General features: G+C 42.1%; 18 protein-coding genes and 3 pseudogenes. 13 read left to right on the top strand and 8 right to left on the bottom strand.

Annotated elements, in window-relative coordinates; genetic code table 11:
* Positions 1-356: 356 nt before the first annotated feature.
* From H6G40_RS18715 to H6G40_RS18705, 3 genes are all read right to left on the bottom strand, one after another.
* Complete coding sequence (locus tag H6G40_RS18715; RefSeq protein WP_069475314.1) at positions 357-1,277, bottom strand: hypothetical protein; 921 nt, start codon at positions 1,275-1,277, stop codon at positions 357-359.
* A 76-nt stretch (positions 1,278-1,353) separates the two neighbouring features.
* The gene (locus H6G40_RS18710; protein WP_002735455.1) at positions 1,354-2,157 is read right to left on the bottom strand and encodes a type 1 glutamine amidotransferase; all 804 of its coding nucleotides are present in this window, start codon (positions 2,155-2,157) and stop codon (positions 1,354-1,356) included.
* Positions 2,158-2,312: 155 nt separating this feature from the next.
* Complete coding sequence (locus H6G40_RS18705) at positions 2,313-3,650, bottom strand: Mur ligase family protein (protein ID WP_002776995.1); 1,338 nt, start codon at positions 3,648-3,650, stop codon at positions 2,313-2,315.
* A gap of 163 nt (positions 3,651-3,813) precedes the next feature.
* On the opposite strand from H6G40_RS18705, the gene H6G40_RS18700 reads away from it, so the two are divergent.
* The 3 genes from H6G40_RS18700 (at position 3,814) to lptC (ending at position 8,671) form a co-directional block, all read left to right on the top strand.
* Complete coding sequence (locus H6G40_RS18700) at positions 3,814-5,004, top strand: HhoA/HhoB/HtrA family serine endopeptidase (RefSeq protein WP_069475313.1); 1,191 nt, start codon at positions 3,814-3,816, stop codon at positions 5,002-5,004.
* Between the two features lie 493 nt (positions 5,005-5,497).
* Positions 5,498-7,219 (top strand): DUF262 domain-containing protein, encoded by a 1,722-nt coding sequence (locus tag H6G40_RS18695; RefSeq protein ID WP_069475311.1) that lies wholly within the window; start codon positions 5,498-5,500, stop codon positions 7,217-7,219.
* A gap of 303 nt (positions 7,220-7,522) precedes the next feature.
* Positions 7,523-8,671, top strand: a complete 1,149-nt coding sequence (lptC, locus tag H6G40_RS18690; RefSeq protein ID WP_002735673.1) for an LPS export ABC transporter periplasmic protein LptC — start codon at positions 7,523-7,525, stop codon at positions 8,669-8,671.
* 67 nt (positions 8,672-8,738) lie between these two features.
* Here lptC and nuoK read toward each other — a convergent pair whose 3' ends face one another.
* Positions 8,739-9,044 (bottom strand): NADH-quinone oxidoreductase subunit NuoK, encoded by a 306-nt coding sequence (gene nuoK, locus H6G40_RS18685; protein WP_202950803.1) that lies wholly within the window; start codon positions 9,042-9,044, stop codon positions 8,739-8,741.
* Positions 9,045-9,432: 388 nt separating this feature from the next.
* Here nuoK and H6G40_RS18680 point away from each other — a divergent pair.
* The 8 genes and pseudogenes from H6G40_RS18680 to H6G40_RS18645 all read left to right on the top strand — a co-directional run.
* Positions 9,433-9,762, top strand: a pseudogene (locus H6G40_RS18680) (DUF3782 domain-containing protein); the annotation flags it as partial.
* Between the two features lie 67 nt (positions 9,763-9,829).
* On the top strand, positions 9,830-10,636 hold the full coding sequence (locus H6G40_RS18675; RefSeq protein ID WP_069475310.1) for a DUF3782 domain-containing protein: 807 nt from the start codon (positions 9,830-9,832) through the stop codon (positions 10,634-10,636).
* A gap of 88 nt (positions 10,637-10,724) precedes the next feature.
* Positions 10,725-11,084, top strand: coding sequence for a CU044_2847 family protein (locus tag H6G40_RS18670; RefSeq protein ID WP_190538138.1), 360 nt, complete (start codon positions 10,725-10,727; stop codon positions 11,082-11,084).
* A 17-nt stretch (positions 11,085-11,101) separates the two neighbouring features.
* Positions 11,102-13,093, top strand: a complete 1,992-nt coding sequence (locus H6G40_RS18665) for a VMAP-C domain-containing protein (RefSeq protein WP_002738139.1) — start codon at positions 11,102-11,104, stop codon at positions 13,091-13,093.
* An 8-nt stretch (positions 13,094-13,101) separates the two neighbouring features.
* The gene (locus H6G40_RS18660) at positions 13,102-14,121 is read left to right on the top strand and encodes an AAA family ATPase (protein ID WP_002737735.1); all 1,020 of its coding nucleotides are present in this window, start codon (positions 13,102-13,104) and stop codon (positions 14,119-14,121) included.
* Positions 14,114-16,768: a formylglycine-generating enzyme family protein gene (locus H6G40_RS18655; RefSeq protein ID WP_190538137.1), complete on the top strand. Its 2,655-nt coding sequence runs from the start codon at positions 14,114-14,116 to the stop codon at positions 16,766-16,768. Before H6G40_RS18660 ends, H6G40_RS18655 begins: the two co-directional genes overlap by 8 nt.
* Positions 16,769-17,258: 490 nt before the next feature.
* A complete protein-coding gene (locus tag H6G40_RS18650) occupies positions 17,259-17,663 on the top strand; it encodes a hypothetical protein (RefSeq protein ID WP_106909124.1) in 405 nt (134 codons plus the stop codon).
* A 60-nt stretch (positions 17,664-17,723) separates the two neighbouring features.
* Positions 17,724-20,270: pseudogene (locus H6G40_RS18645) on the top strand (tetratricopeptide repeat protein); the annotation flags it as partial.
* A gap of 103 nt (positions 20,271-20,373) precedes the next feature.
* Here H6G40_RS18645 and H6G40_RS18640 read toward each other — a convergent pair.
* Both H6G40_RS18640 and H6G40_RS18635 read right to left on the bottom strand, forming a co-directional pair.
* The gene (locus tag H6G40_RS18640; RefSeq protein ID WP_061430120.1) at positions 20,374-20,748 is read right to left on the bottom strand and encodes a DUF4164 family protein; all 375 of its coding nucleotides are present in this window, start codon (positions 20,746-20,748) and stop codon (positions 20,374-20,376) included.
* A gap of 112 nt (positions 20,749-20,860) precedes the next feature.
* Complete coding sequence (locus tag H6G40_RS18635; RefSeq protein ID WP_002791750.1) at positions 20,861-21,169, bottom strand: hypothetical protein; 309 nt, start codon at positions 21,167-21,169, stop codon at positions 20,861-20,863.
* A gap of 347 nt (positions 21,170-21,516) precedes the next feature.
* On the opposite strand from H6G40_RS18635, the gene H6G40_RS18630 reads away from it, so the two are divergent.
* Positions 21,517-22,302 carry an SWIM zinc finger family protein gene (locus H6G40_RS18630; protein WP_190538135.1) on the top strand — a complete coding sequence of 262 codons (786 nt, stop codon included), beginning with the start codon at positions 21,517-21,519 and terminating at the stop codon, positions 22,300-22,302.
* A gap of 355 nt (positions 22,303-22,657) precedes the next feature.
* On the opposite strand, the gene topA is transcribed toward H6G40_RS18630, so the two are convergent.
* Complete coding sequence (gene topA, locus H6G40_RS18625; RefSeq protein ID WP_190538134.1) at positions 22,658-25,294, bottom strand: type I DNA topoisomerase; 2,637 nt, start codon at positions 25,292-25,294, stop codon at positions 22,658-22,660.
* A gap of 853 nt (positions 25,295-26,147) precedes the next feature.
* Here topA and H6G40_RS18620 point away from each other — a divergent pair.
* Positions 26,148-26,471: pseudogene (locus tag H6G40_RS18620) on the top strand (DUF938 domain-containing protein); the annotation flags it as partial.
* On the opposite strand, the gene H6G40_RS18615 reads toward H6G40_RS18620, so the two are convergent.
* A partial coding sequence (locus H6G40_RS18615) for an IS30 family transposase (RefSeq protein ID WP_190537171.1) occupies positions 26,465-26,711 on the bottom strand: 247 nt, incomplete at its 5' end. The pseudogene H6G40_RS18620 and the gene H6G40_RS18615 sit on opposite strands and share 7 nt — an antisense overlap.

The following is a 26,711-nucleotide window of genomic DNA, read 5'->3' as shown; positions in this document are numbered from 1 at the left end:
CTTTTTCCTTTATCTTTCCGAAAGTCCTTGACTTGTTTTAGTTTTTCTATTAAGCTCAACATATATTTGAAAGGTTGGCGGTCACTCCTCATTTTACCTGACTGTGATCGCTTTTACTTTTGATATTCTGATGGGAGAATGAAACAGCCGTACCCCAATTGCCCCTACAGTCCTTCCTCAACAACAGGTTGTCTCATTTACGTTAAAACCTATCCTGTTACTGATACAACCGCCAGATTTGTGGTGGGTGATGATTTCCAAGAGCCTGAAGCAACCATCTATGGGATTGAGGGTAGGACGTAGAGCCAAAAAAGACAGGCAGGGAGCCTGTCTAGAAAACCAAACAAATTTATCTATCAGTTGGCCAAAAATAGGGAGTTTTTTGCGTCAAATTTCCAAGCAATACCATCGGGATCTCTGATGCGACTCCAATCGGCAAATTCTGTTTCGGATTTATTTTTCTTGTTTCTACCCAAAACGGCTGGGGTAACTCCTAAACGTTTAGCCAAATCCGCCAAACTCATCGATGAGATGGTTTCAGATACAGAGGTTAGTGATTCTTCCCTAACTTCTGATTCTGATTGGGATAAAGAACTGGCAGAACTGTTTAAACTAGGATTAATTATCTCCTCCCGTTCTTGAATTACCGTTTCTTGAACAGAGATTGCTGCGGTATTTTCTTCCTCTTTTTCCTCAAATAATTTACCTAAATTAGTCAGAGATTGGGAGGAGGAAATAACAGGAACCTCTGGGACAGAATTTTCGCTTTTCTCGGCGACAATCAGAGAGGATTTAGCCTCCTGCGATGGCTCTAAATTGGTCAGGGGAGATCTCGAGGCAGTAATCGCAGGAATTTGTTTTTCCCCTATTTCTTCTAAAGAGGGGTCACTCTCATCAAAAATACTACCCAAGGTACTGGCGGTGATAAAGTAATAGGCCATACCCTTATCGCCTACAGCTTTTTTTTGCGCCCCAAATTCCTCAGCTTTTCTGTCTAAAAATTGTCTGGCTAATTTGGCCGTGAGATTGGCTTTTGCCGATAGGTCAATCGGGGTGAGACAACCTTGATTGTCCTGTAAAAGTTGATTGAAATAGGGGTTAATCACCGTCGATAATTTTGACCAGCGATAGTCTTGCCACACCTTGACTGCCAGAGTTAAGAGGAAGACAAGTAGGATCAATGGCCAAGCGGTAAAAAGAAGGATGATTAACACCGCTAGGGGGATGATGAGGACGAGAAACCCCGCCGTTTGACGATCGATAATTTTTCCAGTCATAATTTCATAAGCTGCCAGAATTAAAATTTTTAATGGCTAGTTTGACTATCTCCTGCCATAAGTGTATATGACCAGTTTAGGCTTTATTGGTCACGCCGGTTAGTTCTAGTCGTTCAAACATGGCAAATCGTGCTTTCAGGGCCAGAGAATCATCAAGTTTTGTTAAAAAAACGGGTTTTTGATACTTTTGTTCTAAAGCTTTTTGGATTAACCAATCGGCTAAAAAGGGATTTTTGGGTAGTAGGGGACCGTGGGCATAGGTAGCGATCGCATTGTGGTAAAATGCTCCTTCATAACCGTCCTCTCCGTTATTTCCGTAACCAGTAATCACCTTTCCTAAAGGAGAAACGGTTTGTAAATAGGTACGACCCCCGTGATTTTCAAAGCCAATTACTAGCGGTTTTTCCCCAGTCATAGCTTTAATTTCCTCCGCTAAGGGAGAGGCAGTAATTTCAAAAACCACGTTACCGATACAGCGTTTTGCATTGGGGCCGGGATGTTTACTTACTAGGTCTAATAATCCTAATCCTTCGATTCTTTGACCGAAAGCTGGTTCGTAATAATGCCCTAATAATTGTGGGGAACCACAGGTAAAAACCCCCGGTATTCCTGCCGATAATTGTTCTTTCATCGCTGCCGCTTTTTTACCCTGTAAATCGCGCATAACGATCTCCTGTTGCCGATCCTGCGCTCCACCCCCAACAATTATATCTACTTGGTAAAATGTCTCGGCTTCTGTTTGAGCATCTAGGGGAATAATTGTCACAGGAATATCACGCCATTGACATCTTCTTTGAATAGTAATAACATTACCTCGATCGCCGTAGGTACTCATTAAGGTCGGATATAACCAGCCGATTTTTAGTTCTAGTTCTTGCATAATTTTTTAGGGGATTAGGGAATGGGGGATAAGACACAGGCTGCATCTCAAGTTTGTAGAAATATCAAAAATTATTACCAGTATATGAACAACTGCGTGTAAGCATCTCACAAAAAAAGCTAATGTAAGCTTGCGCTTATGTCCCCCTTTTATTTCTACAAAATCTTTCGACCCGTGAGAATCTCTCGTACTTCTAACATAGCAGAATAGGTGGGTAAAATATGTAAAGTTTCCTCATTTTTGGTGTTATTAAGGGCAATTTGGATCGCTTTTTTTAGATCGGATTCAACAATTAAATTAACCGGATAAGCGAGACTATCCTGACTATATTGTAAGCGTAAAGCCATGTCATAAAGTCGATCGCCCGTTACTACTAAAGTTGTTCCCAAACGGGTTAATTTTTCCGTATCCACATCCCAAATCCAAGAAACATCCGTCCCGTCGGGGATGCGATCATTGAGAACTAAGAGAGTAGTAGAAGACTTTTCTTTCTGTAAAATATCAGCCACTGCGCGAATTGTTTCATTCATACCCACGGGATTTTTAGACAGTAAAATTCTAACTTTTTTACCCTCAATTTCTAATTCTTCCGCTCGACCAAAAGCCGCTTTAAAACCCTGAACTGTCTCAAAAATTTCTCGATCTTTAATCCCTAATTCCTGGGCTACTAAACCCGCCGCCAAAGTATTATATTTATTATAAACACCGATTAAAATCTGCGGCCAATCGTGACTATGAAAAGCAGGATTACTCTTTTTAAAGCCACAACTAGGACAACTAAAATCCCCTAAATGGGAGAGATAAACCCCGCGATAATCCAAAGAAGCACCACATTTAGGACAGTAAATAGAATCGACAGCGTGGGGAATTTCTTCTAGATATAATTCTGGCTCACTTAAGCCAAAATATACAACTCTTTGAGGCAGTTGTTGACCCAAATGGGAAAGAGTCGGATCATCAGCATTGAGAATCACTAAAGTATCGGTGGGTAGGGGAGATATGGCCCCTTGCCAACGGCGACTAATCGTATCCACTTCCCCATAGCGATCGAGTTGATCGCGAAACAAATTAAGAGCTAAAATAGCGCGAGGACGACAATCTTTTAAAACCAAAGGGAGAATATTTTCATCCACTTCTAAAATGGCATAATCAGCCTTTAAAGTGCCGAATAAATTGGCATCGGCTAATAAAGCAGTGATTAAACCATTAATTAAATTTGCCCCAGTGGTATTATGGGTGACTTTTGCCCCCTGACGCTCTAGAATAGTTCTTAGCAGTAGGGAAGTGGTAGTTTTTCCATTCGTGCCAACCACCAAAATTACCCCCCGTCGGACTTGCCCACAAAGTAGCGGCAACAAACGGGGATGGAGACGACGGGCAATTTCCCCCGGCAAGACGCTGGCGGCCCCTAAACGGAGTCCTTTAACCACAGCAGTAACGGTTTTAGCCACCGCTACGGCTATCCCTAAACGGATGCGATCAAACAATTGCATGAAGTGAGATTCTTATAGCTGTTTCGTGATTTTACCCCTAAAAGAAGACTGGTAAACGGGGTAAGTTCCCATTGATTCTTTCCTACCGACAAAAAAGACAGCCTATAATATAGGTAAGTTTGGGGCCGATTCTACCGCACACGACATTTTAGGGCTAGAGCTTATGGGTTTATTGACAAGATTGGGGATTTCACTGGGATTACTCGCCCTAGGTGGTACTGTGGGAGTGCTAGGAAATCAGTATTTAAGCAGAAAAGCGCCCCTAGAGGTAAATAAACCGCCGGCAATCCTCCCCGCTTCCCTCTCTCTCCCTGTTATTACCCAAACCGACGGCAATGTTAATTTTATCGCCCAGGCCGTGCAGAAAGTCGGGCCGGCGGTGGTGCGGATTGACTCGGCCCGGGAAGTGGCCGACCAAATTCCCGAAGAATTTAAACAGCCCTTTTTTCGGCGCTTTTTTGGTAATGAAGTGCCGATTCCCAGGGAGCATTTGGAACGGGGAACTGGTTCCGGGTTTATTGTTAGTACAGATGGACTACTTTTGACTAATGCCCATGTGGTGGAAGGGACAACCCAAGTAAAAGTGACTTTGAAAAACGGTCAAACCTATCAGGGTAAAGTTCTGGGGGTTGACAATATGACCGATGTGGCCCTGGTGAAAATCGAGGCGGAAAATTTACCGACGGTGACTTTTGGCAAGGCCGAAACTTTAATCCCCGGGGAGTGGGCGATCGCAATTGGCAATCCCCTAGGCTTAGATAATACGGTGACAGTGGGCATTATTAGCGCCCTAGGACGCACTAGCAGCGAAGTGGGGGTTCCCGATAAACGGGTTCGTTTTATTCAAACCGATGCCGCTATTAACCCCGGCAATTCCGGCGGCCCGTTGCTGAACGCCAAGGGGGAAGTTATCGGCATTAATACGGCAATTCGGGCCGATGCTCAGGGTTTAGGGTTTGCCATTCCCATCGAAACCGCCCAAAAAGTGGCGGGACAGCTATCTAGCAAGGGTAAAGCGGAACATCCCTACATCGGTATCCAGATGGTGACGCTAAACCCAGAATTACGGCAGCAATTGAATGAAACTAAAGAATTAAGCTTTAATATTGACCAAAATGAAGGGGTAATCGTCCTGCGAGTGGTGGAAAATTCCCCCGCCCAAAAAGCCGGAATGCAACCGGGTGATATCATCGAAACTGTGGCAGGAAACCCCGTTAAAACCGCTTCGGATGTGCAGCAAGGTGTAGAAACCAGTGCGATCGGTGGTAATCTGGAAATCGAGATTAACCGCAGGGGTAAACAACAAACTCTCACCGTTCAACCGGGGGTTTTCCCTAGCAAAACTAGCGATTAAAGCAAATACCAGACCATCCTGGCAACTGGGGCAAAAAGTATTAAGTGTACGGTAGAAGGTGGCTAGACTTGCGAGCAAGATGTGAGTCAGCATCGTTTCAGTATATAACCATGAGCAGGATGGAAAGGTTGACAAAGCTTTGTCCTAGTGAAACGTCAAGGCAAACGGGAGGGAAAGAACTTTGAGGAGAAGACTTATTTCATCAGTAGTGAAAGATTGTCTGCGAAAGCCTTTTTGAAGGCAATTCAGGGGCATTGGAGTATTGAAAATCAGTTAAACTGGGTGAAAGATGTCACCTTGAAGGAGGATAAACCGCCTCGGTGGGGGTCATTCTCCCGTTAACTGGGCGATTTTATTTAGTTGGTTGATTTCCTTATTTCGCCGTGGAAGGTTTCGGACGGTTCCCTAAGCTCGGCGTTTATGGGCTAATCAAATTGAGACAATTTTTACCACTTTTACCAAAGACAAAACGATTGCAGGAGCAAATCAAATCATGAAAGCATCAGAAACCAGTCTTCGTAATTTACTTGAAGGTACTAAACAATTTCAGATCCCTCTATTTCAAAGACCTTATTCTTGGGACAAGCAAAAATGGGATACTTTATGGGAAGATCTAATGAGTCTCTATGATAAGGAGCAAGAACCTCATTTTCTCGGTTCTATTGTCACCCAGTCAATTCCTGGAACAGCCGAAGGTATATCTCCGTATGTCGTAATAGATGGACAACAACGTCTTACTACTCTTGCCATCATCATAGCGGCTTTGCGAAATTATTTACAAGAGAAAAACCATACAGAGTTGGCGGAAGAATTATATGAATACTATCTGATAAATAAGTTTAAAAAAGATGATGATTTTTATAAAATCTTGCCAACTCAAGGTGATCGTGAAGCTTACAAAAGTATCATAAAAAACCAAAATAGCAGAGAATTTGATAACAAAATAATATATAAGGCATATCAATACTTTAAGGAACGTCTTAAAAAGAAGAATTTTGCAGAGGGAGAACATAAACTCTTCAAAAATATTCTTTTAGAGCGTTTAATTTTAGTCAATATTACTTCTGATAGCGAAGAAAATCCTTATCTTATTTTTGAAAGTCTCAATACAAAAGGACAAGAACTTACCCAAGCCGATTTAGTCCGCAACTATGTTTTTATGAAGTTACCTAGTGAACAACGAGAAGATATATACAAACAAAAGTGGCAACCTCTTGAAGCATCTTTTAAAAGACTAGCTACTACAGAGCCAATAAAAAAAGAGGAAAAATATGCTGAATTATTGACTAATTCTTTTTGGTTCTATCTTCGCAAAGACGGTGAATCAATTAGTCAAAAAGAAGTTTATAAAGAAATTAAAAAACGCCTAGACAAAAATGCGGAAAACAATAGTTTTAACATTAAAGATCAACTAGATGAGTTGATTAACTTTGCTGAATATTATCAGTGTCTTGTTTTTCCCCAAGAAAGTGAAAACAAAGACGAACTAAAAGATCGGTTTATTCGATTAAATCGCCTAGATTTTGGTACTTGTCATATTTTTCTTCTCAATATCTATAAAGATTTTCAAGACAAGCATTTATCTATTCAGGATTTCCTTCAAATTGTTGATTGTTTAGAATCATACTTTGTTCGACGCTTCTTTGTCAATAAATCTACAAGAATTTTAGGGAAAATTTTTGAAAATTTATATAAAGAAATAAAACAACAATCTAAGTCTAATAATACACTGTTTAATCTCAAAAAAGTTCTGAGAGATTATCAAGGAGAAAAGTCATGGCCATCAGACGATGAATTTCGTGAAGGACTAATCAAAAAAGACATCTATGGTAAAAATGCCAAAACAAATGATAGAGTTAAGCTTATTCTGGAAACCATAGAACGCCGCATGACCAAAGAGATGGTTGATACTGATAACCTAACAATAGAGCATATAATGCCCCAGAAATTAACACTGAACTGGCAAGATATGCTTGGTGATAATCACGAACAAATACATAAAACTTGGCTACATACTTTAGGTAATCTGACTTTGACGGCCTACAATTCAGACTTATCTAATAAACAGTTTTTAGATAAAGTTAGTTTGTTTAATAAAAAAACTAATGTTTCTTTGAACAAATACTTTTATGACAAAAATGTCTGGAATAAGGAAGAAATTGAAAAGCGAGCTAATTATCTAGCTGATCTGGCTATTGAAATTTGGTCAAGATAAAATAACTAAAGATGTGCGAAACGTTTAGGCATCAAATAAGGCTGAAATGCCTGAAATAATTGCCTAGTCAGGTCTTCAGTGATCAAACGGCAGCCAATGGAAACCTAGAATCATCCGTAGTTAACTTGACCTTAAGTCAACTACAATGATATATAGACAGCCAGTGAATGTCAGGCCCTTAACAAGGGAACAGTCAAACGAGGAGCCGTATGAGGTAAAAGTCTCATGTACGGTTCTGGATGGGAGGGGATGGAGACGACTCTATTCTCGACCCCTAATAAAATAGCAGCGGAGCGATCGAAATTGAGGCAGCGGTTACACTTAAAATTATCAATTGGGCGCGGGGCTGCCCTTCTAATCGGTTTGCTGGGATTAACAGCCTGTCAACCTCCCGATCCGCCGAAAATTTCGCCGACAGAATCGCCTAAAATTGAAGAAACTGGCCGCTTAATTCTCAATAATGCCACCTTAGAACAGGCTAACCCCTCCGGACAACCCCTCTGGAAAATTCAGGTCAAAAAAGCTACCTACACCCAAGACCAAAAAATCGCCCGTCTGGAAAATATCAAGGGTAATATCTATCAAGATGGGAAAGTAGTTTTACAGGTTAGTGCTGACCGCGGTGAAGTCTATAAGGAAGGCCAGGAAATTCTCCTCAAAGATAATATTGTGGCTGTGGATCCCCGCAATAAAGCCATTATTAACGCGCCGGAATTGCGTTGGCTACCCAAGGAAGGTATTTTAATCTCCCCCAAAGGGATCAAAGGTAGTCATCTACAACTAGAAGCCAAGGCCCGCCAAGGACGCTACGACACGCGCCAAGAAAAACTAGAATTACAAGGTCAAGTGGTGGCTACCGCCAAGGAATCTCGTGTCGTCCTGCAAACCGAGCGCCTGTACTGGGAAATTCCTCAACAAGTCATTAGTACCGATCAAAAAGTCGCTTTTGATCGCTATATTGATAAAACTATTATCGATCGCCTTACTGCTATCGGCGGTCGTTGGGAAAGAAAAAATAATCAGGTTATCCTGCAAGAAAACCTCGAATATCGCTCTTTAGAACCACCTTTACAGATTTCTGGTTCTCAGGCAATTTGGAACTATCAAAATCGTAGCCTAACTTCCGATCGCCCCACGGAAATTTTTCAATATCAAGATCAAATTACTATTACTGGTAATCGTGTGGTGGTGGAATTAGGCAATCGCATCGCTTATCTCAAGGATGGGGTTAAGGGGATTAATCAGAAAACTGGGGCGCAATTGTATAGTCAGATTTTAACTTGGAAAATGTCGGAAAAAATTGTCGAGGCCGAGGGGAATATTATCTATGAACAACAGGAACCAAAATTTAATCTCACCGGCGATAAAGCGATCGGCACTTTAGAAGATAATAACATTGTTGTTACCAGTAGCTCGCCCGATCGAGTTGTCACCGAGATTTATCCCCGTTAACAGGAAAAATTAACCAAAAAAAACTCTCCCCAGAAAAGGGAGAGAGGGGGGGTAAATATTTAAAAGCTTACCATTTGAGCAGATTAAACTGTTCCATATCGATGGTGTCGCGGTTACGATAGATGGTAAGGATAATCGCTAAACCCACGGCTGCCTCGGCTGCCGCTACGGTAATCACGAAAATAGTAAAAATTTGGCCTCGGATATTAGCGGGGTCAAGATAGTTGGAAAAACCCATTAAGTTAATGTTAACAGAATTGAGCATCAATTCGATCGACATTAAAACCTGGACGGCATTGCGACTGGTGACTAAACCATAAATTCCGATACAAAATAAAGCCGCCGCTAATAACAAATAATACTCTAACTGAATCTGCATGATACCTCTAACACCGTACAGTGCAAAGTTCATGAGGTAAAAAATTATGATAACCGCCGCTTATTTAGATACCTGTATCTTTAGGGACTTGCGTGGGAATAATATCTCAGCCAGAAAATCGCTCTCTAGAAGAATAAGACCAGCCCTAAATAGTACATTATCAAAGCGCAAGTCCCTTATAGTGTAAATCAAAGAGCTTTGGAATGTGTTGCTTATGTACATGAAGGGGTTGATCTTACAGGAAGAGGAAAAAATAACTGTACCAATCCCGAACTTATTCCTTAATTTTCAGGGCGATCGCCTTTTTGTTTGTAGTAATGGCTTTAGCCATAATCAGTCCTAAAGAGCTTACTACGAACGGGGCGATCATTTTTGAATTGGCGAGGAAGTTTATCCCCGTGCCAGAGTCAAGCGTCAAGGTATCGCCATGGAAATTGATATCCTAGGGGTGGATGATACAGAACTCGTTTTAGTCGAATTACTACCTAGATTATCTCAAGATGATGTGGATGAATTTATTGAAAAATTGACTCGTTTTAAAATCGCTTTTCCCCATTACAAAAACTATCGAGCTTACGGTGCAGTGGCAGGAATTGAAATTAACAAAGGTGTAGATCGCTATGCTTATAAAAAAGGTTTATTTGTGATTAAACCCTCTGGGGATACGGTGGCAATTATTAATGATGCTGACTTTCAACCGAACACTTGGTAAAGAGATATAATTAGGCATTATAGGTAAGTGTTAAATCCCCCCGTCTATCGGCACCCCCTGTCAGTCCATGAGTGAACCCGTTACCCTTGAGGATATTTACCAGCTATTCCGCGCTTCCGCCGAGGAGTTTGATCGCCGTTTAAGGGAAAGCGATCTTCGTCGGGCCGAAATGGAACGTATCTTTGCCGAAGCGAAATTAGAAAACGAGCGCCGTGCCGCCGAAGCGAAATTAGAAAACGAGCGCCGGGCCGCCGAACTTGAGCGCCAAGCTGCCGAAGCGAAATTAGAAAGCGAGCGCCGGGCCGCCGAACTTGAGCGCCAAGCTGCCGAAGCGAAATTAGAAAACGAGCGTCGTGCCGCCGAAGCGAAATTAGAAAGCGAGCGCCGGGCCGCCGAAGCCGATCGCTCGATGGCAGAACTGAAACGCACCGTAGAACGAACCAGCAAAGCGGTAGATAGTCTGACCACTCGCTGGGGTCGATTTGTGGAGGAATTGGTAGAACCGGCGGTTTTACGGCTTTTTCAAGAGAAAGGCATTGATATTAAGGAAGTTTATCCCCGTGCTAGAGTCAAACGTCAAGGCATTGCCATGGAAATTGATATTCTAGCGGTGGATGATACCGATCTCGTGGTGGTGGAATGTAAATCGAGATTATCTCAAGATGATGTGGATGAATTTATCGAAAAATTGACTCGTTTTAAAATCGCTTTTCCCCATTACAAAAACTATCGAGCTTACGGTGCAGTAGCGGGAATTGAAATCAACGAAGGTGTAGATCGCTATGCTTATAAAAAAGGTTTATTTGTGATTAAACCATCTGGGGATACGGTGGCTATTATTAATGATGCTAACTTTCAACCGAACACTTGGTAAAGAGATATAATTAGGTATGAGGCTAAAAAGATGGAGTTGTGATTGATTAAGTCTAGACAACCGCAATAAAATAAACAGGAGAATTTTTATGACTCGTTTAGTGGAATTTACCTCAGAGGAGGGGACTATTTACATCGAGGTGGATGAAAAGTTACCCTTACCCAAACCGAAACCAGAAGATGAACTTATTAGTCTAACAGATGAAATAGCTGTTAAAGCCGCTCAGTCTTTTGAAGACGCATTAAATGGCATAAAACCGGTGGCAAATGCCATAATTAATAAGGTCAAAAGTTTGAATAAACCAGCCGATCAGGTAGAGGTAAAATTCGGGATAAAAATGACTGTTGGACTAGGGGCTATTATTGCATCTGGCAGCGCCGATGTTAACTATGAAATTACCCTAAAATGGGATAACAAGGAAAAAAATAAGCAATCATCTACTCAATGAGGACTTAGATAAAAATAATGGTTGCATCTCTAGAATCTTCTCTGGTCAGAATTTATAAGCAACGACAAAATAAAGATGATAAAATAGAAATTGTTGGGGCAGGATTTCTAATATCATCAGAATACTTGATTACCTGCGCTCATGTTGTTAATCAATCAATAGGAGAAAAAGATGTAACATCTACTAAGAAACCCACTGACATTATTGAGTGTGATTTTCCTATCATTGCATCGGGTAAATCTTTAGAAGCAACCGTAGAAGTTTGGCATCCGGTTAAATTTAACAGCAATGATCCGCAGGATATTGCTATTTTAAAATTAAAAGATTCAGTTCCTTCACAAGCTCAACCAGTTTCTTTAATTACCTCTGAAATAGGAGATTTATCTGATCATAATTATAAAGCTTATGGTTTTTCCAGAGATGGAGGTGTCTGGTCTGATGGTAAGATAATAGGTCATATTGCTAACAACAAAATTCAGATAGAAGATACTAAAAGCACAGGATATGCTGTAGAAGGTGGGTTTAGTGGGACAGCTATCTGGGATGAGCAATTGGGGGGAGTAGTGGGGATGGCAGTAAGTGCTGATAAGGAAAAATTGGTTGCCAAATCTGCATTTTTTATTCCTACTAATGTTCTTTTAAAAGCTTGGGATAAGTTGCTATATATAGCACAAGTAGAAGGAAGAATCCCTAGAATCATCTCCTTGCTTAGATGTATATTTGAAAACAAGAGTTATCAAGATCAACTTAATACAGCTTCTGAAAATTTAAGAATTGAAGTGAGGGATCATTTAGTGGATTTACCTAGAGTAATTCCTTCCTTTTGGTCTGATTTTATAGAAATACTCTATCAATTAGATGAAAGACATTTTACCTATACTTCTCAATCAAAATTTTCTTGGCTAGAAATATTTATTGGCTATTTAGTTATTCAGTTAAACTCAACAGATGCTCTGGCGAATTTATTAAAAGATAACTTTACAGAATGGCTAAAAAAATATCAAACAAAATGGGAAGTTTTAATCAATACTTTAGAAAATAATCTTAAGCATCGATCACTAAATATTGCTCAAAAATCAACAGACAAAAATCCCTGCTTATTTGTTACCCTTACAGAAGAAAACAAATCTTTAATGCTGAGAGCTTGGATTGTTAAAGATATCAACAATTATCATCCCACAGAAAAAGAACCTCAAAAACGTGGAGAATATCAATCTTTAACCCCCAATGAAGGAATAAGTCTGGGTAATCATCTCCAAGAAAATGAATTGATTAATCACCTAAAAAAATTTAAACGAGAATTAGAAAATATCTGTCAATCTTCCCTAGAAAAAGTTCAATTTTTTCTTCCCTATAGATTTATTGAAAAAGAGATTAAACCGATTGATTTATTCTCAATTGATGAAGTGGCAACAGCTACAGGCTGCGATCCTCATCATTGGGGAGTCGATCATGAGATAATCATGAGATTTTCAGAACGAATAACAGCCGAAAATATCAACAATCAACAAACCTATTTATGGATCAAAAAATGCCAACTTTTTCGGAATATACAGCAGCAAAATCTGACCCAAATTTTAAAGTGTGAAGAAGAAATCCAAGAACTGATCGAATCAAACAATCAGCAAACAGTTATTTTTAAAAAACCTCTGGCAAATAATGACCATCCGAATAAAATACTCAAATATCATAAATTTAACAATGTTATCGGTTCAAGGTTAACTAATCTCAGTCAAGAAAACTCCTTAGAGTTAAAAAATATTCTAGCCATTTTATACGAAACTGGAATACCTTTATCTCTGTGGATACGACCGGATGCTAACCCAGAACTTAACTGTCAGGAAAAATTAGACCCTATCTGTCAATGTCCACTAGAGAAATTACCAGAAATAATTAAAAATAGACGTTCCGCCGCTTGGTTAGAAGATAATAATATTGGGAATCATCTATCATTACTGTGGGATGACTATCAGCTTGTTCCCCCCAACTATCCACTTTTGATGCCATAAATTGAACTATGACAGACTGGAAAAAATTTACAGGAAATCAAAAACCCACAGACGATTGGGAATTACCAGAACCCCCCAGCTGGCGACCTTTTGGCAAAGAAAAGCAACCGGGAGAAAGTCGTCGTAAGCATCGGGGAGAAACCTTTCTAGTGCGCGAAGAAGAAATTAAAATGGTCAATGCAGCCTTGTATTTACGGCGACCTTTATTAGTAACCGGCAAACCCGGAACGGGAAAGTCATCTCTTGCCTATAAAGTCGCCCAGGAATTAAAATTAGGAGAAGTATTATACTGGCCGATTACCACCCATACTACCCTAAAAGATGGACTTTATAACTATGATGCGATCGGTCGGTTACAGGAAGTTAAATTACTGGAACGAGAGCAAAAAGAATTAACCCCAGAAGAACGAAAAGACCAATTAAAACAGATTGAAAAATATATTACCCTTGGACCCTTGGGAACCGCACTATTAGAGTCGGAAAAACCAAGAGTACTGTTAATTGATGAAATTGATAAGAGTGATATCGATTTACCCAATGATTTACTCACCTTATTTGAAGAAGGACGCTTTGAAATTCCCGAATTAGTTAGGCTAAAAGAAGAAGTCCCAAGCGTTGAAGTACGAACTGCTTATACCGATACAACCGACGTTACCCAGAAAGATATAAAAACACCTATAAATGATGGTTTAGTTATCTGTAACGCTTTTCCTTTTGTGATTTTAACTAGCAATGGAGAACGAGACTTTCCTGCACCTTTTTTGCGTCGTTGTCTCCGTTTAACTATGAAAAAACCGGAAAAACCCGACTTAATTAAAATAATTGAGGCACATTTAGAAGAAACAATTGCTAACAATCCAGACATCGATAAACTGATTGATAACTTCATTCAAAAGCGCAATTCACAAACCCTAGCCACGGATCAATTACTTAATGCTATTTTTATGGTCAAAAAAGGAGCTATATCAACTGAAGATGACCTGATTAATCAACTTTTGAAAGATTTGGGGAGAGTAGAAGATGAGTGAATTACCATCCAATTCATCAGTTAAAAAACTATTAGATTATCTAGAGCAAACAGGACTACTCGAACGGTTACAACTCAGTGATGAAGATGTAGCTGATAGTATCTGGTTGGCCTTACAAATGGGTGTTGAAGACTTGCAACCACCCCCAGAAAATCCAGAAAATACAGAGCCAATAGATTCATCAACTTCTAATAAAATAGAGGAAAATTTAGAGGAGATTCCAGAAGATAACCTATCAAAATCTCAGCCAAATGTGGATATTATTACCGAAGAATCTCTCCCCAAAGAAATAGAAAAAACTACCCCAATCCAAGACTTTCCTTTTCAAGTTCCTGCTGCTCCGGCACTACAGACAGCACTCTTGATTAGTCGCGCTTTGCGTCCTTTCATGGGAAAAGTTCCCTCAGGGACTAAAACGATTCTAGATGAAGAAGCAACCGCTTCTTTTATTGCAGAAAGGGATATTTGGCTACCCGTGACTAAACCCCAACCGGAACGCTGGTTAACCCTCGAATTAGTAGTAGAAGAATCTAGATCCTCTTTCATTTGGCGAGAATTAATTAATGAGTTACAAAATCTCTTAGAAAATCAAGGAGCATTTAAAACCGTCAGAGTTTGGCAACTATCAACCTCAAATAATCAAGAATTACAGTTAGTAAGACGCAGAAAAAAAGGTAAACCGGGACAACGTTATCACCCCCATAAAGAACTTATTCATCCCAGGGGACGGGGATTAGTTTTGCTAGTAAGTGATTGTGTTTCTCCTCTCTGGCAAAAAGCCTTAATTCATCCTTGGTTAAAAGATTGGTCAGAAAAACAACCCACCGCTATTCTGCAACTTTTCCCCGAAAGATTATGGAATAGTACCCAACTAGGACGAGGACGTAAACTCTTCACCACTGCTTTAACTGCCGGGGTTCCCAATCCGAAATTAATCTTAAAAAATTATCCCCAATGGCTACCGATTAACTGGCAAAATACCCTTCTTATTCCCGTAATCACCTTAGAAACAGAAGTCCTCAAACAATGGGCAAAAGTTGTCGCTGGTTCAGGTAATGCTCAGATTTCTGCTTTTTTATTTGATTTAGAATTTATTAAACAACAAATTATTGAAATTCCCCCTATATCCAGAGAGGAAAATAAGCAAGACAGCGAAGATAAAAACACCATTAAAAATAAGGCCGAGGCAATGGTCGAGCGATTTTTTGCCACCGCGTCAGAACCGGCCAAAAAACTAGCAAAAATGATGGCAGCTGCCCCGGTAAGTATGCAGGTGGTCAATCTTATTCGTAAAACTCTTTTAAACGAAGTGCGTCCCGTTCATGTGGCAGAATTTTATATGGGAGGTTTATTAAAACCGATTGTAGAAAATGAAGAAGGACAGTATCGAGTCTATGACTTTTTGCCCGGGGTACGTCAAGTCTTAAATGATGCTATCGGTAGGCGACAAACTATCAAGGTACTCGATGCTATTTCCCAATATATTGCTGGGGAAATTAAAAGTCCTATCCGCAGTTTTGCCGCTTTATTAACCCTATTACCCACCTATCCCCCAGAACAAAGAGAAAAAATTCTTCCCTTTGCTCAAGTCAGCATCGAAGTCTTACGCAATCTGGGGGGAGAATACGCAGAATTTGCCGAAAAAATCGCCGTTAATATCTCCAATCCCCTTCCAATCCCTCAACCCTCGGAACCTCCCTTAAAAACCTCTATCTTTGACGTTGCCACCATCGAAATCCTAGAAACCCGTACCTTTGAATTTACCCTGGCAACCATAGAACGTCAGTATCAAAATCCTTTTGAAGGAGCAACATGGGTAATTAAAAAGGAAAAAAGGCAAGCAGAAGGCATTGTCGAAAAACTAGCCGAGGGAGTCGAATTGGAATTGATGGAAATCCCCGGCGGCACATTTATGATGGGAACTGAAGACGAGGAAATCGAAAGACTGGTGAAAAAATTTGGTTGGGATGGATTTAGACGAGAAAAACCCTCACACCGAGTAACCGTTTCCTCTTTCTACATGGGACGTTATCCTATCACCCAAGCTCAGTGGCAAGCTATCGCCGCAACCGCTAAAATAGCCATCGACCTAGAGACAAACCCTTCTCACTTTAAAGGGGATGAGCTACCCGTAGAAAGAGTTAACTGGTATCAAGCAACAGAATTCTGTAAACGACTATCAAGGGAAACAAAACGGGAGTATCGGCTACCGAGTGAGGCAGAATGGGAATATGCCTGTAGAGCGGGGACAACAACCGCCTTTCACTTTGGGGAAACGATAACGGCAGATTTAGCTAACTATCGAGCTACTGAAACCTATGCCGATGAACCCACAGGAAGATATCGACGTAAAACAACCCCAGTGGGCTATTTTCAGGTAGCTAACGCCTTCGGGTTGTACGATATGCACGGCAATGTCTGGGAATGGTGCGCCGATACCTGGCACGATGACTATAAGGATGCACCGACGGATGGCAGTGCTTGGATAGAAAATGGGAATGATAATCGTTATCCATTCCGGGGCGGTTCTTGGTACTACGATCCGGTTAGCTGCCGTTCTGCTTTCCGCTACTTCAGCTGCCGCCGCGACTACTACGACAGCGTCGTCGGTTTTCGGGTGGTGTGCGGTGCTGGGAGGACTCTGTAACCGTTTTTCTCTTTTTTTCCCTTTTTACCCTCATTCCCTTTTCTGGAATTTTTTTGGGCAAGCTATAGCACAAGTGTATTAGTTTAGGGGTTATACTAAATCTGGTTATTTGGGTTCTCCCCCCTGCCCCCCTTGATAAGGGGGGTGTCGATCCCCCCTGCCCCCCTTATCAAGCTATCCCTTATAGGGATCTTTCTTAACAATTTTTGCAGTAAGCACTCCAACCCTTATCCTGACTTGATTTCAGTTTTTTCTTTGTCAGTAAGGGTGTCAACAAGGAATATTACAAATTGTTAACCGAGTCTTGAAAGCCTTGTGCTACAAAGGTTTGAAATGTTAAGAAAGATGTGACTAAAGGACAGCTTATCAAGGGGGGATTAAGGGGGGATCAAAGGAACGCTGATTCCCGACAAGATGAGTGATTGACTTTCCTGCTTTCATCCCAAAATAGTTGTGCTAGAATGGCGAAAAATTCTCGCAATTGATAATTATGTTAGCCGAATTAGCCGCCGCCGAAATCGCTAAAATCGCCTTTGAAGCTGTTATCGGTAAATTAACGGAAGGAGCAATGGATAAAGGTGTAGAATTGTGGCAAAAAATTAAGCAAAAGTTACAAAAGGAACCCACCGCAGCACAGGTTTTAGCGGCAGCAGAACAAACTAAATCCGAGGCGATGATTGAACAGCAAGTGGTTCCTTTTTTACAGGTAGAAATGCTCAAAGACCCCAATTTTGCCCAAGAAATCCAAACCCTAGCACAACAAATTATGACAATTAATCAGAATCAAACAGAAACGAAAACTCAAATCGGTATGCAAATTAACAAAGATATTAAACAACAATTGAACATTCAAGAAGTTAAGGGTAATTTAAATCTAGGAATCCCTCCTGAATGACTGGCGGATCTGCACCCAAAAGCAGACGCAATAGAAAATAATCGCAGTAGTCAAAGGAGTATTTTCAAGGGAGGAAATGCTCGAAAAAGTCTCGTCCATTGGCAGGGAAGGAAGGAGGAAATCACCCAAATTAAGCAGTGGTTTAATGATCAAAATGTTGCGATGATTGGCATCAAAGGAGTTGGAGGAATTGGAAAATCTACCCTAGCCAGTAAAATTTTTGAGGAGAAAATTACCCTCGATCCTTACCTAGTGGACGATGAAGATTTATTCCCAAAACGCTTTTGGTGGGAAGCGGGAAATCTGGGCGGATTTAGTGGTTTAGCTCGCCAATTCCTGACGGACTTTGGTTATCCCGTCCCCAAAGAAGAAATAGATTTACAGGAAGCTTTAATCAGACAATTGCAACGCCATCGCCACCTAATTATTATCGATAATCTAGAGAGTTTATTAGGGAAAGATGGTTCTTGGAATAATGAATTTTATCAGCAGTTTTTCACTGCTTGGATAGAAAAAGGTGACACGAGCAAAATTATAGTCACCACCAGAGAAAAGCCAAAAACTAGGGGTTTTAACCGTTGGATCGAGCTAAAAGGTTTGAAACCTCCTGAAGGGGCGCAATTGTTAGCGGAATCGCAAATAACAGGGGATCTAGAGAACTTTTCTCGACGGGTGGATGGTCATCCATTACTCCTGCGATTGGTGGCGGATTTAATCTTAGCCGAATTTCCGCAAAACCCCAGTTTAGAAAGGTTAGCGGACTTAGGATTAGGAAATTTATCGCAACTTTTGAGCGATCCGCAGGTGGTGGGGAGCCATCGTCAAGAGACAGTGGGAATTGCTTTAGTTTTAGATGCTAGTTTTCAGCGACTTAGCCAAAGACAGCAGGAATTATTCACTAAAACCAGCATTTATCGCCGAGAATTTGATTCTCCGGCAGCCAAAGCGGTGATGGATAATTACCCGGAGATCGCACTATCCGAGATCACGGCAGATCTGCGAGAATTGCAGCGACGATCATTATTAGAAGAAAAAGAGGAAAATCGCCAGCGAATTTTTAGTTTTCAGCCTTTAGTTTGGGAATATGCACAATACAAAGCCGGCGATCAAAGGGAATTACACCAAAAAGCGATCGCCTATTATCTTTCTATTGCTCAACCCGACTCCTGGGAAATCCTCAACGATGTGCAACCTTACCTAGAAATTTTCTATCATCGCTATCAGTTAACCGAGTACGACAATGCTTTTGATATTCTCCGTGCTATCGAGGATTTTCTCACCCGACGGGGGTATTATCAAACCCTAGCCGATTATTACCTTGAATTAGTCACTGTTTACCAACAACAGGAGGAGCAAACCAACTGGAAATATACCGCATCCCTCACCAGTTTAGGCAATGTTTACTATTCCCTAGGAGAATACCAAAAAGCGATCGAGTTTCATCAACAGTCTTTAGCAATCACACGGGAAATCGGTGATCGGAAGGGTGAAGCGTATTCCTACATGGGTTTAGGCAATGTTTACTATTCCCTAGGAGAATACCAAAAAGCGATCGAGTTTCATCAACAGTCCTTAGCAATCACACGGGAAATCGGTGATCGGGGGGGTGAAGCGAAATCCTACGGTAATTTAGGCAATGTTTACTATTCCCTAGGAGAATACCAAAAAGCGATCGAGTTTTCTCAACAGTCCTTAGCAATCTTTCAGAAAATCGGAGATCGCTGGGGAGAAGCGTATTCCTACAATAATTTAGGCAATGTTTACGAATCCCTAGGAGAATACCAAAAAGCGATCGAGTTTCATCAACAGTCCTTAGCAATCAAACGGGAAATCCGTGATCGGGGGGGTGAAGCGACTTCCTACATAGGTTTAGGCAATGTTTACTATTCCCTAGGAGAATACCAAAAAGCGATCGAGTTTCATCAACAGTCTTTAGCAATCAAACGGGAAATCGGTGATCGGGGGGGTGAAGCGTCTTCCTACGGTAATTTAGGCATTGTTTACTATTCCCTAGGAGAATACCAAAAAGCGATCGAGTTTCATCAACAGTCCTTAGCAATCGAACGGGAAATCGGTGATCGGGGGGGTGAAGCGAAATCCTACGGTAATTTAGGCAATGTTTACTATTCCCTAGGAGAATACCAAAAAGCGATCGAGTTTTATCAACAGTCCTTAGCAATCACACGGGAAATCGGTGATCGGGGGGATGAAGCGAATGCCTACAATAATTTAGGCAATGTTTACTATTCCCTAGGAGAATACCAAAAAGCGATCGAGTTTCATCAACAATCCTTAGCAATCACACGCGAAATCGGTAATCGGGGGGGTGAAGCACAATCTTGGTTTAATCTGGGACTTACCTACTATAAACTCAAACGTATATCGGAAGCGAAAGAAGCAATTCTTCAAGCGCGGGAATTATTTCAAGCATTGGGGTTAGCAGGATATGTTCAAAAGTGCGATCAGGCAATTCGGCAATTAGAAACCCGAAAATATCCCTTAATCGTTGCTTTCTTTCTGGGGGTGGTTAAGTTTCCTTTAGTTTTAATTGGGGGGATAATAGTGGCATTGTGGCGATTGTTAAAAAGATGGTTGAGGAAAGCATAATTATCGGTAGGATGGGTTAAATATCCCTTATTTTTAACCTGAGTTTGACATCTGCTAATTTCCCCTCATAACTACCCTAAAGTGAGAAATTATAGTAATATTTCTAAGGATTGCCAGAAAAGAAAGAGCGCCACGCTGCCGTGCCGATCGCTCCTCCTAAAAGAATAATTAACGTCCAAACTTGATTTTTTTGGGTTCCTTCCACCTTTTCTAGTCTTCTATCCATCCCATCGACTTTCTCAGTTAGTTTTGCTTGTCCTACCTCTAGCTTAGTTAGCCGTTCGTCGATTTTATCAAATTTCTGGTTAAAATCCTTTTGTAGGCTATCAAATTTCTGGTTAACATCCTTTTGTAAGCTATCAAATTTCTGGTTAACATCCTGTTGCAAGATGTCGATTTTTTGGTTAACCTCCTTGATGCTGTCTTTGATTTCCTTGAGGACGGATTCAAGACTATAAGTAACGGTTTCGTTAGACATTTTGGTAAAATCCCTGGGAGTAATGATAGTACAATAATTTTATTTTAATCCTAAATCTGGTTATTAGAAACTGATTACCTATTGCCTAGTATTTAGTCTTATGGTAATATTTCTAAGGATTACCAGAAAAGAAAGAGCGCCACGCTGCTGTGCCGATCGCTCCTCCTAAAAGGATAATTAACGTCCAAACTTGATTTTTTTGGGTTCCTTCCAGCTTTTCTAGTCTTCTATCCATCCCATCGACTTTCTCAGTTAGTTTTGCTTGTCCTACCTCTAGCTTAGTTAGCCGTTCGTCGATTTTATCAAATTTCTGGTTAACATCTTGTTGGAAGGTATCGATTTTTTGGTTAACTTCCTTGATGCTGTCTTTGATTTCCTTGAGGACAGATTCAAGACTATAAGTAACGGTTTCGTTAGACATTTTGGTAAAATCCCTGGGAGTAAGTTTTTTTACGCACTTTCCGTTGATACTACAATAATTTTATCTTAATACTAATACCATTTTTCTAAAGTAATGGCAGAGATGGTTAATTGCCCTCATCCCCAACCCCTTTCTGGGAGAGGGGAGTAGGATACCTGTCACGAATAAAGAAAAATGGTATTATGTTAAAATGTTGAGGGCTTCGTTTTTGGGTCTGATTTGTTGTTATATTGATCAGACTATACCTGATGAGCCTTTCTTAATCAGGTTTCGAGGCTGATGTGTTTCCTTTTTGAATTGGTGTTTTTGTTAGTAACGAAGCTGATAAGCGGTAGGGTAAATAAAAAATGACAGAACAAGCTTGGTGGGTACAAAAATGGTTAGAACTACTCGATTCCTATCGCTTTAAAAAACGCTTGGAACGAGCTAGACTCTACGCTAGAGAGGGCAATGTTTTAAGTATTGACTTTGAAGACTCGCAAGTTATTGCTAGAGTACAAGGCAGTGAACCAGAGCCTTATATAGTGGATTTATCCCTAGCGGCTTTTAGTGATGAAGAATGGGATTATATTATTAAGCTTCTCTCCAAAAAAGCCATTTATTCTGCTCAATTACTCACCGGACAAATGCCCGATCATATCGAGCGTGTTTTTATCGATAGTGGGGTAAATTTATTTCCCTTTTCCCTAGCTGATATTCGCTCCCGTTGCACCTGTCCCGATCAAGCCAACCCCTGCAAACATATAGGAGCAGTATATTATCAATTGGGCGATCGTTTTAGTGTCGATCCCTTCCTGCTTTTGCAACTGCGCGGCCGAAGCAAAAGCCAAATTCTGGAAGCTTTACGCGAAAAACGCTCCTATTCCTCTGATAATCAACCTTTAGCAGTCAGTGAACCCCCCGCAGCAGTCGAAAAAACTGCCCCCGAAAGTGCTATCGATCGCTTTTGGCAGTACGATGAGGAGCTAGATCCCTCCCTCGTTGTAATTACGCAGGGGAATGAAAATCAAACCATTCTCGACATTTTAGGCAATTTTCCCCTGGCTGCCCCCGAATCGGATGCCATAGAACAATTTTTAAAACCAATTTACCGACAAATTCCCCAAGAAGCGATGGCGATTGCTTTACAGTAGGGAATTTGGGGTATAAGTAGCTGGTTGTAATTAAATTAAAAATGGATTTTAGGTTTGATCCCCCCTGCCCCCCTTGATAAGGGGGGTTTGATCCCCCCTGCCCCCCTTGATAAGGGGGGTTCGATCCCCCCTGCCCCCCTTGATAAGGGGGGTTTGATCCCCCCTGCCCCCCTTGATAAGGGGGGTTTGATCCCCCCTGCCCCCCTTGATAAGGGGGGTGTCTGATAATTTTTAACGCCTACCTACTTAGGATCAGCCTAGTCAAAGTGGTGCCAAGGACAAAAAAGCCAGCCAGATTTGTCCTCGCATCAGGGTGAGGAATTGACCAGGTAGAAAATTGCCTCACCACTAACCGCTAAACCGTCTTACTTTTGCCGGTTTTACTACCTGGGGAAGTAGTTTTTTTGGTGGTGCTAGAAGTAGTTTTCTTGGTAGTGGTTTTCTTGGCAGTGGTTGTCTTGGCTGCTAGGGCGACTAAAGCTTGTTCTAGGGTGAGGGTTTCGGCGGTTTCTCCTTCAGGAATCTTGGCGTTAGTTTTGCCGTGTTTGATATAAACTCCGTAGGGACCCTCGTACAATCCCACCAATTCCCCGTCGTCGGGATGTTTACCCAATTCTTTTAGGGGTGGTTTGGTGGAACCGCGAGTGCCGCGAGTTTTTTTGGGTTCGGCTAATAAAGCCAAAGCTCGATCGAGGGTTATAGTTAAGACATCATCGCCGGCTTTCAAGGAACGATATTCTTTTTCCTTGCCCTCTTCCTGAACTACATAGGGACCAAAACGCCCTAAACTGGCTTTAATTTTGCCTCCGGTGAGGGGATGGGTTCCCAGTAGTCGTGGCAGTGCCAATAAACCCACCGCTTGTTCGAGGGTGATATCCTCTGGTTTGACTCCTTTGGGTAGGGAGGCGCGTTTCGGTTTGGGGTTGTCATCGCTGATATCTCCTAACTGGACGTAGGGACCGTAACTACCCACGAGCAGATAAATCGGCTCTCCGGTGTCGGGATGAAGACCGATTTTGTCCGGACCTTCGGTTTTTTGTCGCAGCAGGGTTTCTACCTGTTCGGGGTTCAGATCCGCCGGGGTTAAATCGGCGGGGATGGAAGCGGTGAGGATTTCATCCCCCCGGGAGACTTCTAGATAGGGACCGTACTTGCCGATCTTGATGGTTGCCTGCAAATCCTCTAAAATCACCGATTTAGCGGTGCTAGAGTTAATTTGACTCTCGCGCTCTTTTACTTGGCTTTCTAGCCCCTTTTCGCCGCGATAGAAGCGATCGAGATAGGGCAACCATTGGGCGGAACCGGTGGCGATGTCGTCGAGGGTTTCCTCCATTTTCGAGGTGAATTTGGGATCTACCAGGTCGGGGAAATGATTTTCTAACAAACTAACCACGGCGAAGGCGGTGAAGGTGGGAATGAGGGTTTTATTCCGCATTTGGGCATAACCGCGATCGATAATGGTGCCGAGAATAGTGGCGTAGGTGCTGGGTCGCCCGATTCCTTCACTTTCGAGGGTTTTTACGAGGGAGGCTTCGCTATAACGGGCGGGGGGTTGGGTATCGTGGCTAATGGCTTCTAGTTGGCGACAATTGGGGGTATCACCGACGCTGAGGGGGGGTAGGATTATTTCTTGGTCGTCGATGGCGGCTTCGGGATCGTCGGAACCTTCCACATAGGCGCGGAAAAAGCCGGGGAAGTCGATTCTTTTGCCGGAGGAGCGAAATCCGGCATTTTCCACCTGAATATTAACGGCGATCTGGGTAATACGGGCATCGGCCATCTGTGAGGCGACGGTACGTTTCCAGATTAGGTCGTAGAGGGCGAATTCTAGTCCGCTCAGGCCGGTTTCCCGGGGCAAGCGAAAGCTACTGCCGGCGGGTCGGATGGCTTCGTGGGCTTCCTGCGCGCCTTTGCTTTTGGTGGTGTATTGCCGGGGTTGGGGACTGAGATAGTTTTTTCCGTACATTTGTTCTACACAATGACGGGCGGCGCTGATGGCCTGATCGGAAAGATGGACGGAATCGGTCCGCATATAGGTGATGTAGCCCTGTTCGTAGAGATTTTGGGCGATTCGCATGGTTTCCCTGGCGGATATGCCCAGTTTCCGGTTAGCTTCTTGCTGTAGGGTGGAGGTGGTGAAGGGGGGGGATGGTTTGCGAGTGGTGGGTTTTTCTTCGGTGTGGCTAACGCGCCAGATTTTGTCTTGGATCTGTTCTTTTAAGGCGGTGGCGGTGGCTTGATCTAAGAGTGTCACCTGGCGACCGGGGAGCAGTCTGCCGGTGTCGGCATCGAAATCGCTCCCATTTGCCACTTTTTGACCGTTTAAGGTGACTAATTTCGAGTCGAATTGATTTTTGTCCTTTTCTAAAGTCGCCTTCAGATCCCAATAATTGGCGGTTTTAAAAGCCCGTCGTTCCCGTTCCCGTTGTACGAGCAGACGCACGGCGACGGATTGCACCCGGCCGGCGGATAAACCTTTGGAGATTTTTTTCCAGAGTAGGGGGGAGAGGGTATAACCGTAGAGGCGATCGAGTATGCGGCGGGTTTCTTGGGCGTGTACTAAATTTTCGTCGATGGAGCGACAATTTTTCAGGGCGGTTTGGATCGCTTCTTTGGTGATTTCGTGAAATACCATCCTTTTGGTGGGTATTTTCGGGTTGAGTACCTGTAAGAGATGCCAACTGATGCTTTCTCCTTCCCGATCTTCGTCAGTGGCGAGGATCAGTTCGCTCGCGCCTTTGAGGGCTTCTTTTAATTCTTTGACGATTTTACTTTTGGTTTTGGGGACGACGTAGAGAGGATCGAAATCGTTCTCCACATCCACGCCTAAGTTAGCCCAGGATTTGTCTTTGTGGGCGGGGGGAATTTCTTCGGCAGAGGCGGGCAGATCGCGGATGTGGCCCATGGAGGCTTGGACTCGATAGCCGCTAGGCAGATAATTACTGATCGTCCGAGCTTTGGTGGGGGATTCGACAATAACCAGGGTTGACATAGGAATTGATCACGAGGGCATGGCCACAGCGACTGTTTTAGTTAGACTGACCATCTTTGTTTGATGATGGGCAAAAGTTACTATTTATCTTGACCGGCTTGATTCGGGTCAAAAGCCACTTACTACGATAATAGAGATTAAAGCTGGTCTTTTGTCACTAACTTCTTAATAAAACTTAATATTTTTCTGGAGCAGGAAGAGGGGAGCAGGGAGATGGGGTAATGGGGAGAAGGGAGAAAAAAGCTGACACTGATAACTGATGACTGATGACTGACTCCTAACCCAATGTTTGCCAAAGATAAGCAAAATTTATTTATTGATGCCAAAAACTTGAGAATATTTAAATTAACATTCCGCAATATTTATAAATTCTTAAGAATTAATTGAGAAAGATTTTTATTTAACAACGATGTTACAATGGTTACAGCGATTTTACTGAATTTCACAATGGGGTATTCTGTGCTTTTTTAGGCAGCAATGGTTGAAACCCTTGCCACACCTAGAAGGTTATCCTAATTAGGACGGGTAAATTAGTCAATTTCACCAACAACGATGATCTTTTTTGTGTGTAGTTTTATTGCAAAAAAAAAGTTTTTTTGACAAAAAGCACAAAGTATGATATGCACCCAACGTATTTCTGGCTGCCAGTAGTTATTGCAGAGTAGGAGTTGGGGAGAAGGGAGAATAAATAAAAATAATCCTCCTGACTGGAAAGAGGGTGTAGGGTGTGGGGTGTGGGGTGTAGGGAAGGAAACCTCTTTCATCTGTGGTGGTGAAAATTTTTTCATCAGGACTGACGCCTGACGACCGACGCCTAACCCCACCAACCAACTTTTTGCCGCAAACCCTAGTTATGTCTGATTTACGTCAATATGCCCCGGCAACAGAACGCAATCGTCAGCCGATTTTGGAAGTTCTCAGCCAATTTTTACCGAAGACTGGGAATATTCTAGAAATATCTAGCGGCACGGGTGAACACGCTGTTTTTTTTGCCCCTCGTCTTGCTCCTTGTCGTTGGATTCCCTCGGATTGTAACCCTCTGGCTCTAGATAGTATTCGCAGTTGGTGCGATTATTATCCTAGTTCTAATCTAGATCGCCCCCTATTTATCGATGTTCATCAGTCAGTTTGGGCGGTAGAGAAGGAAAATATCGTTATTAATGGGCCAATTCAAGTCTGAATTGCATCACTGTCTGATCTACCTTTATAGAATACCTCATTCGGGGTACGATAGTCAAGACATTTTCGAGGACGATTGTTAATCAAGTTTACGGCTCTTTCCACCTCCTCTGGCTTAACGATTTTAAAATTCGTTCCCTTGGGGAAAAATTGTCTTAACAGTCCATTGGTATGCTCGTTTAATCCCCTCTCCCACGAATGATAAGGAGTAGCAAAATAAAAATCTGCTCCTAGTTTC

This window comes from Microcystis viridis FACHB-1342, from assembly GCF_014698335.1.
In the GTDB taxonomy this organism is placed as follows: Bacteria; Cyanobacteriota; Cyanobacteriia; order Cyanobacteriales; family Microcystaceae; genus Microcystis; species Microcystis ichthyoblabe_A.
Note: the sequence above shows the minus strand (reverse complement) of the source record. Positions and strands in the feature narration are given on the sequence as shown.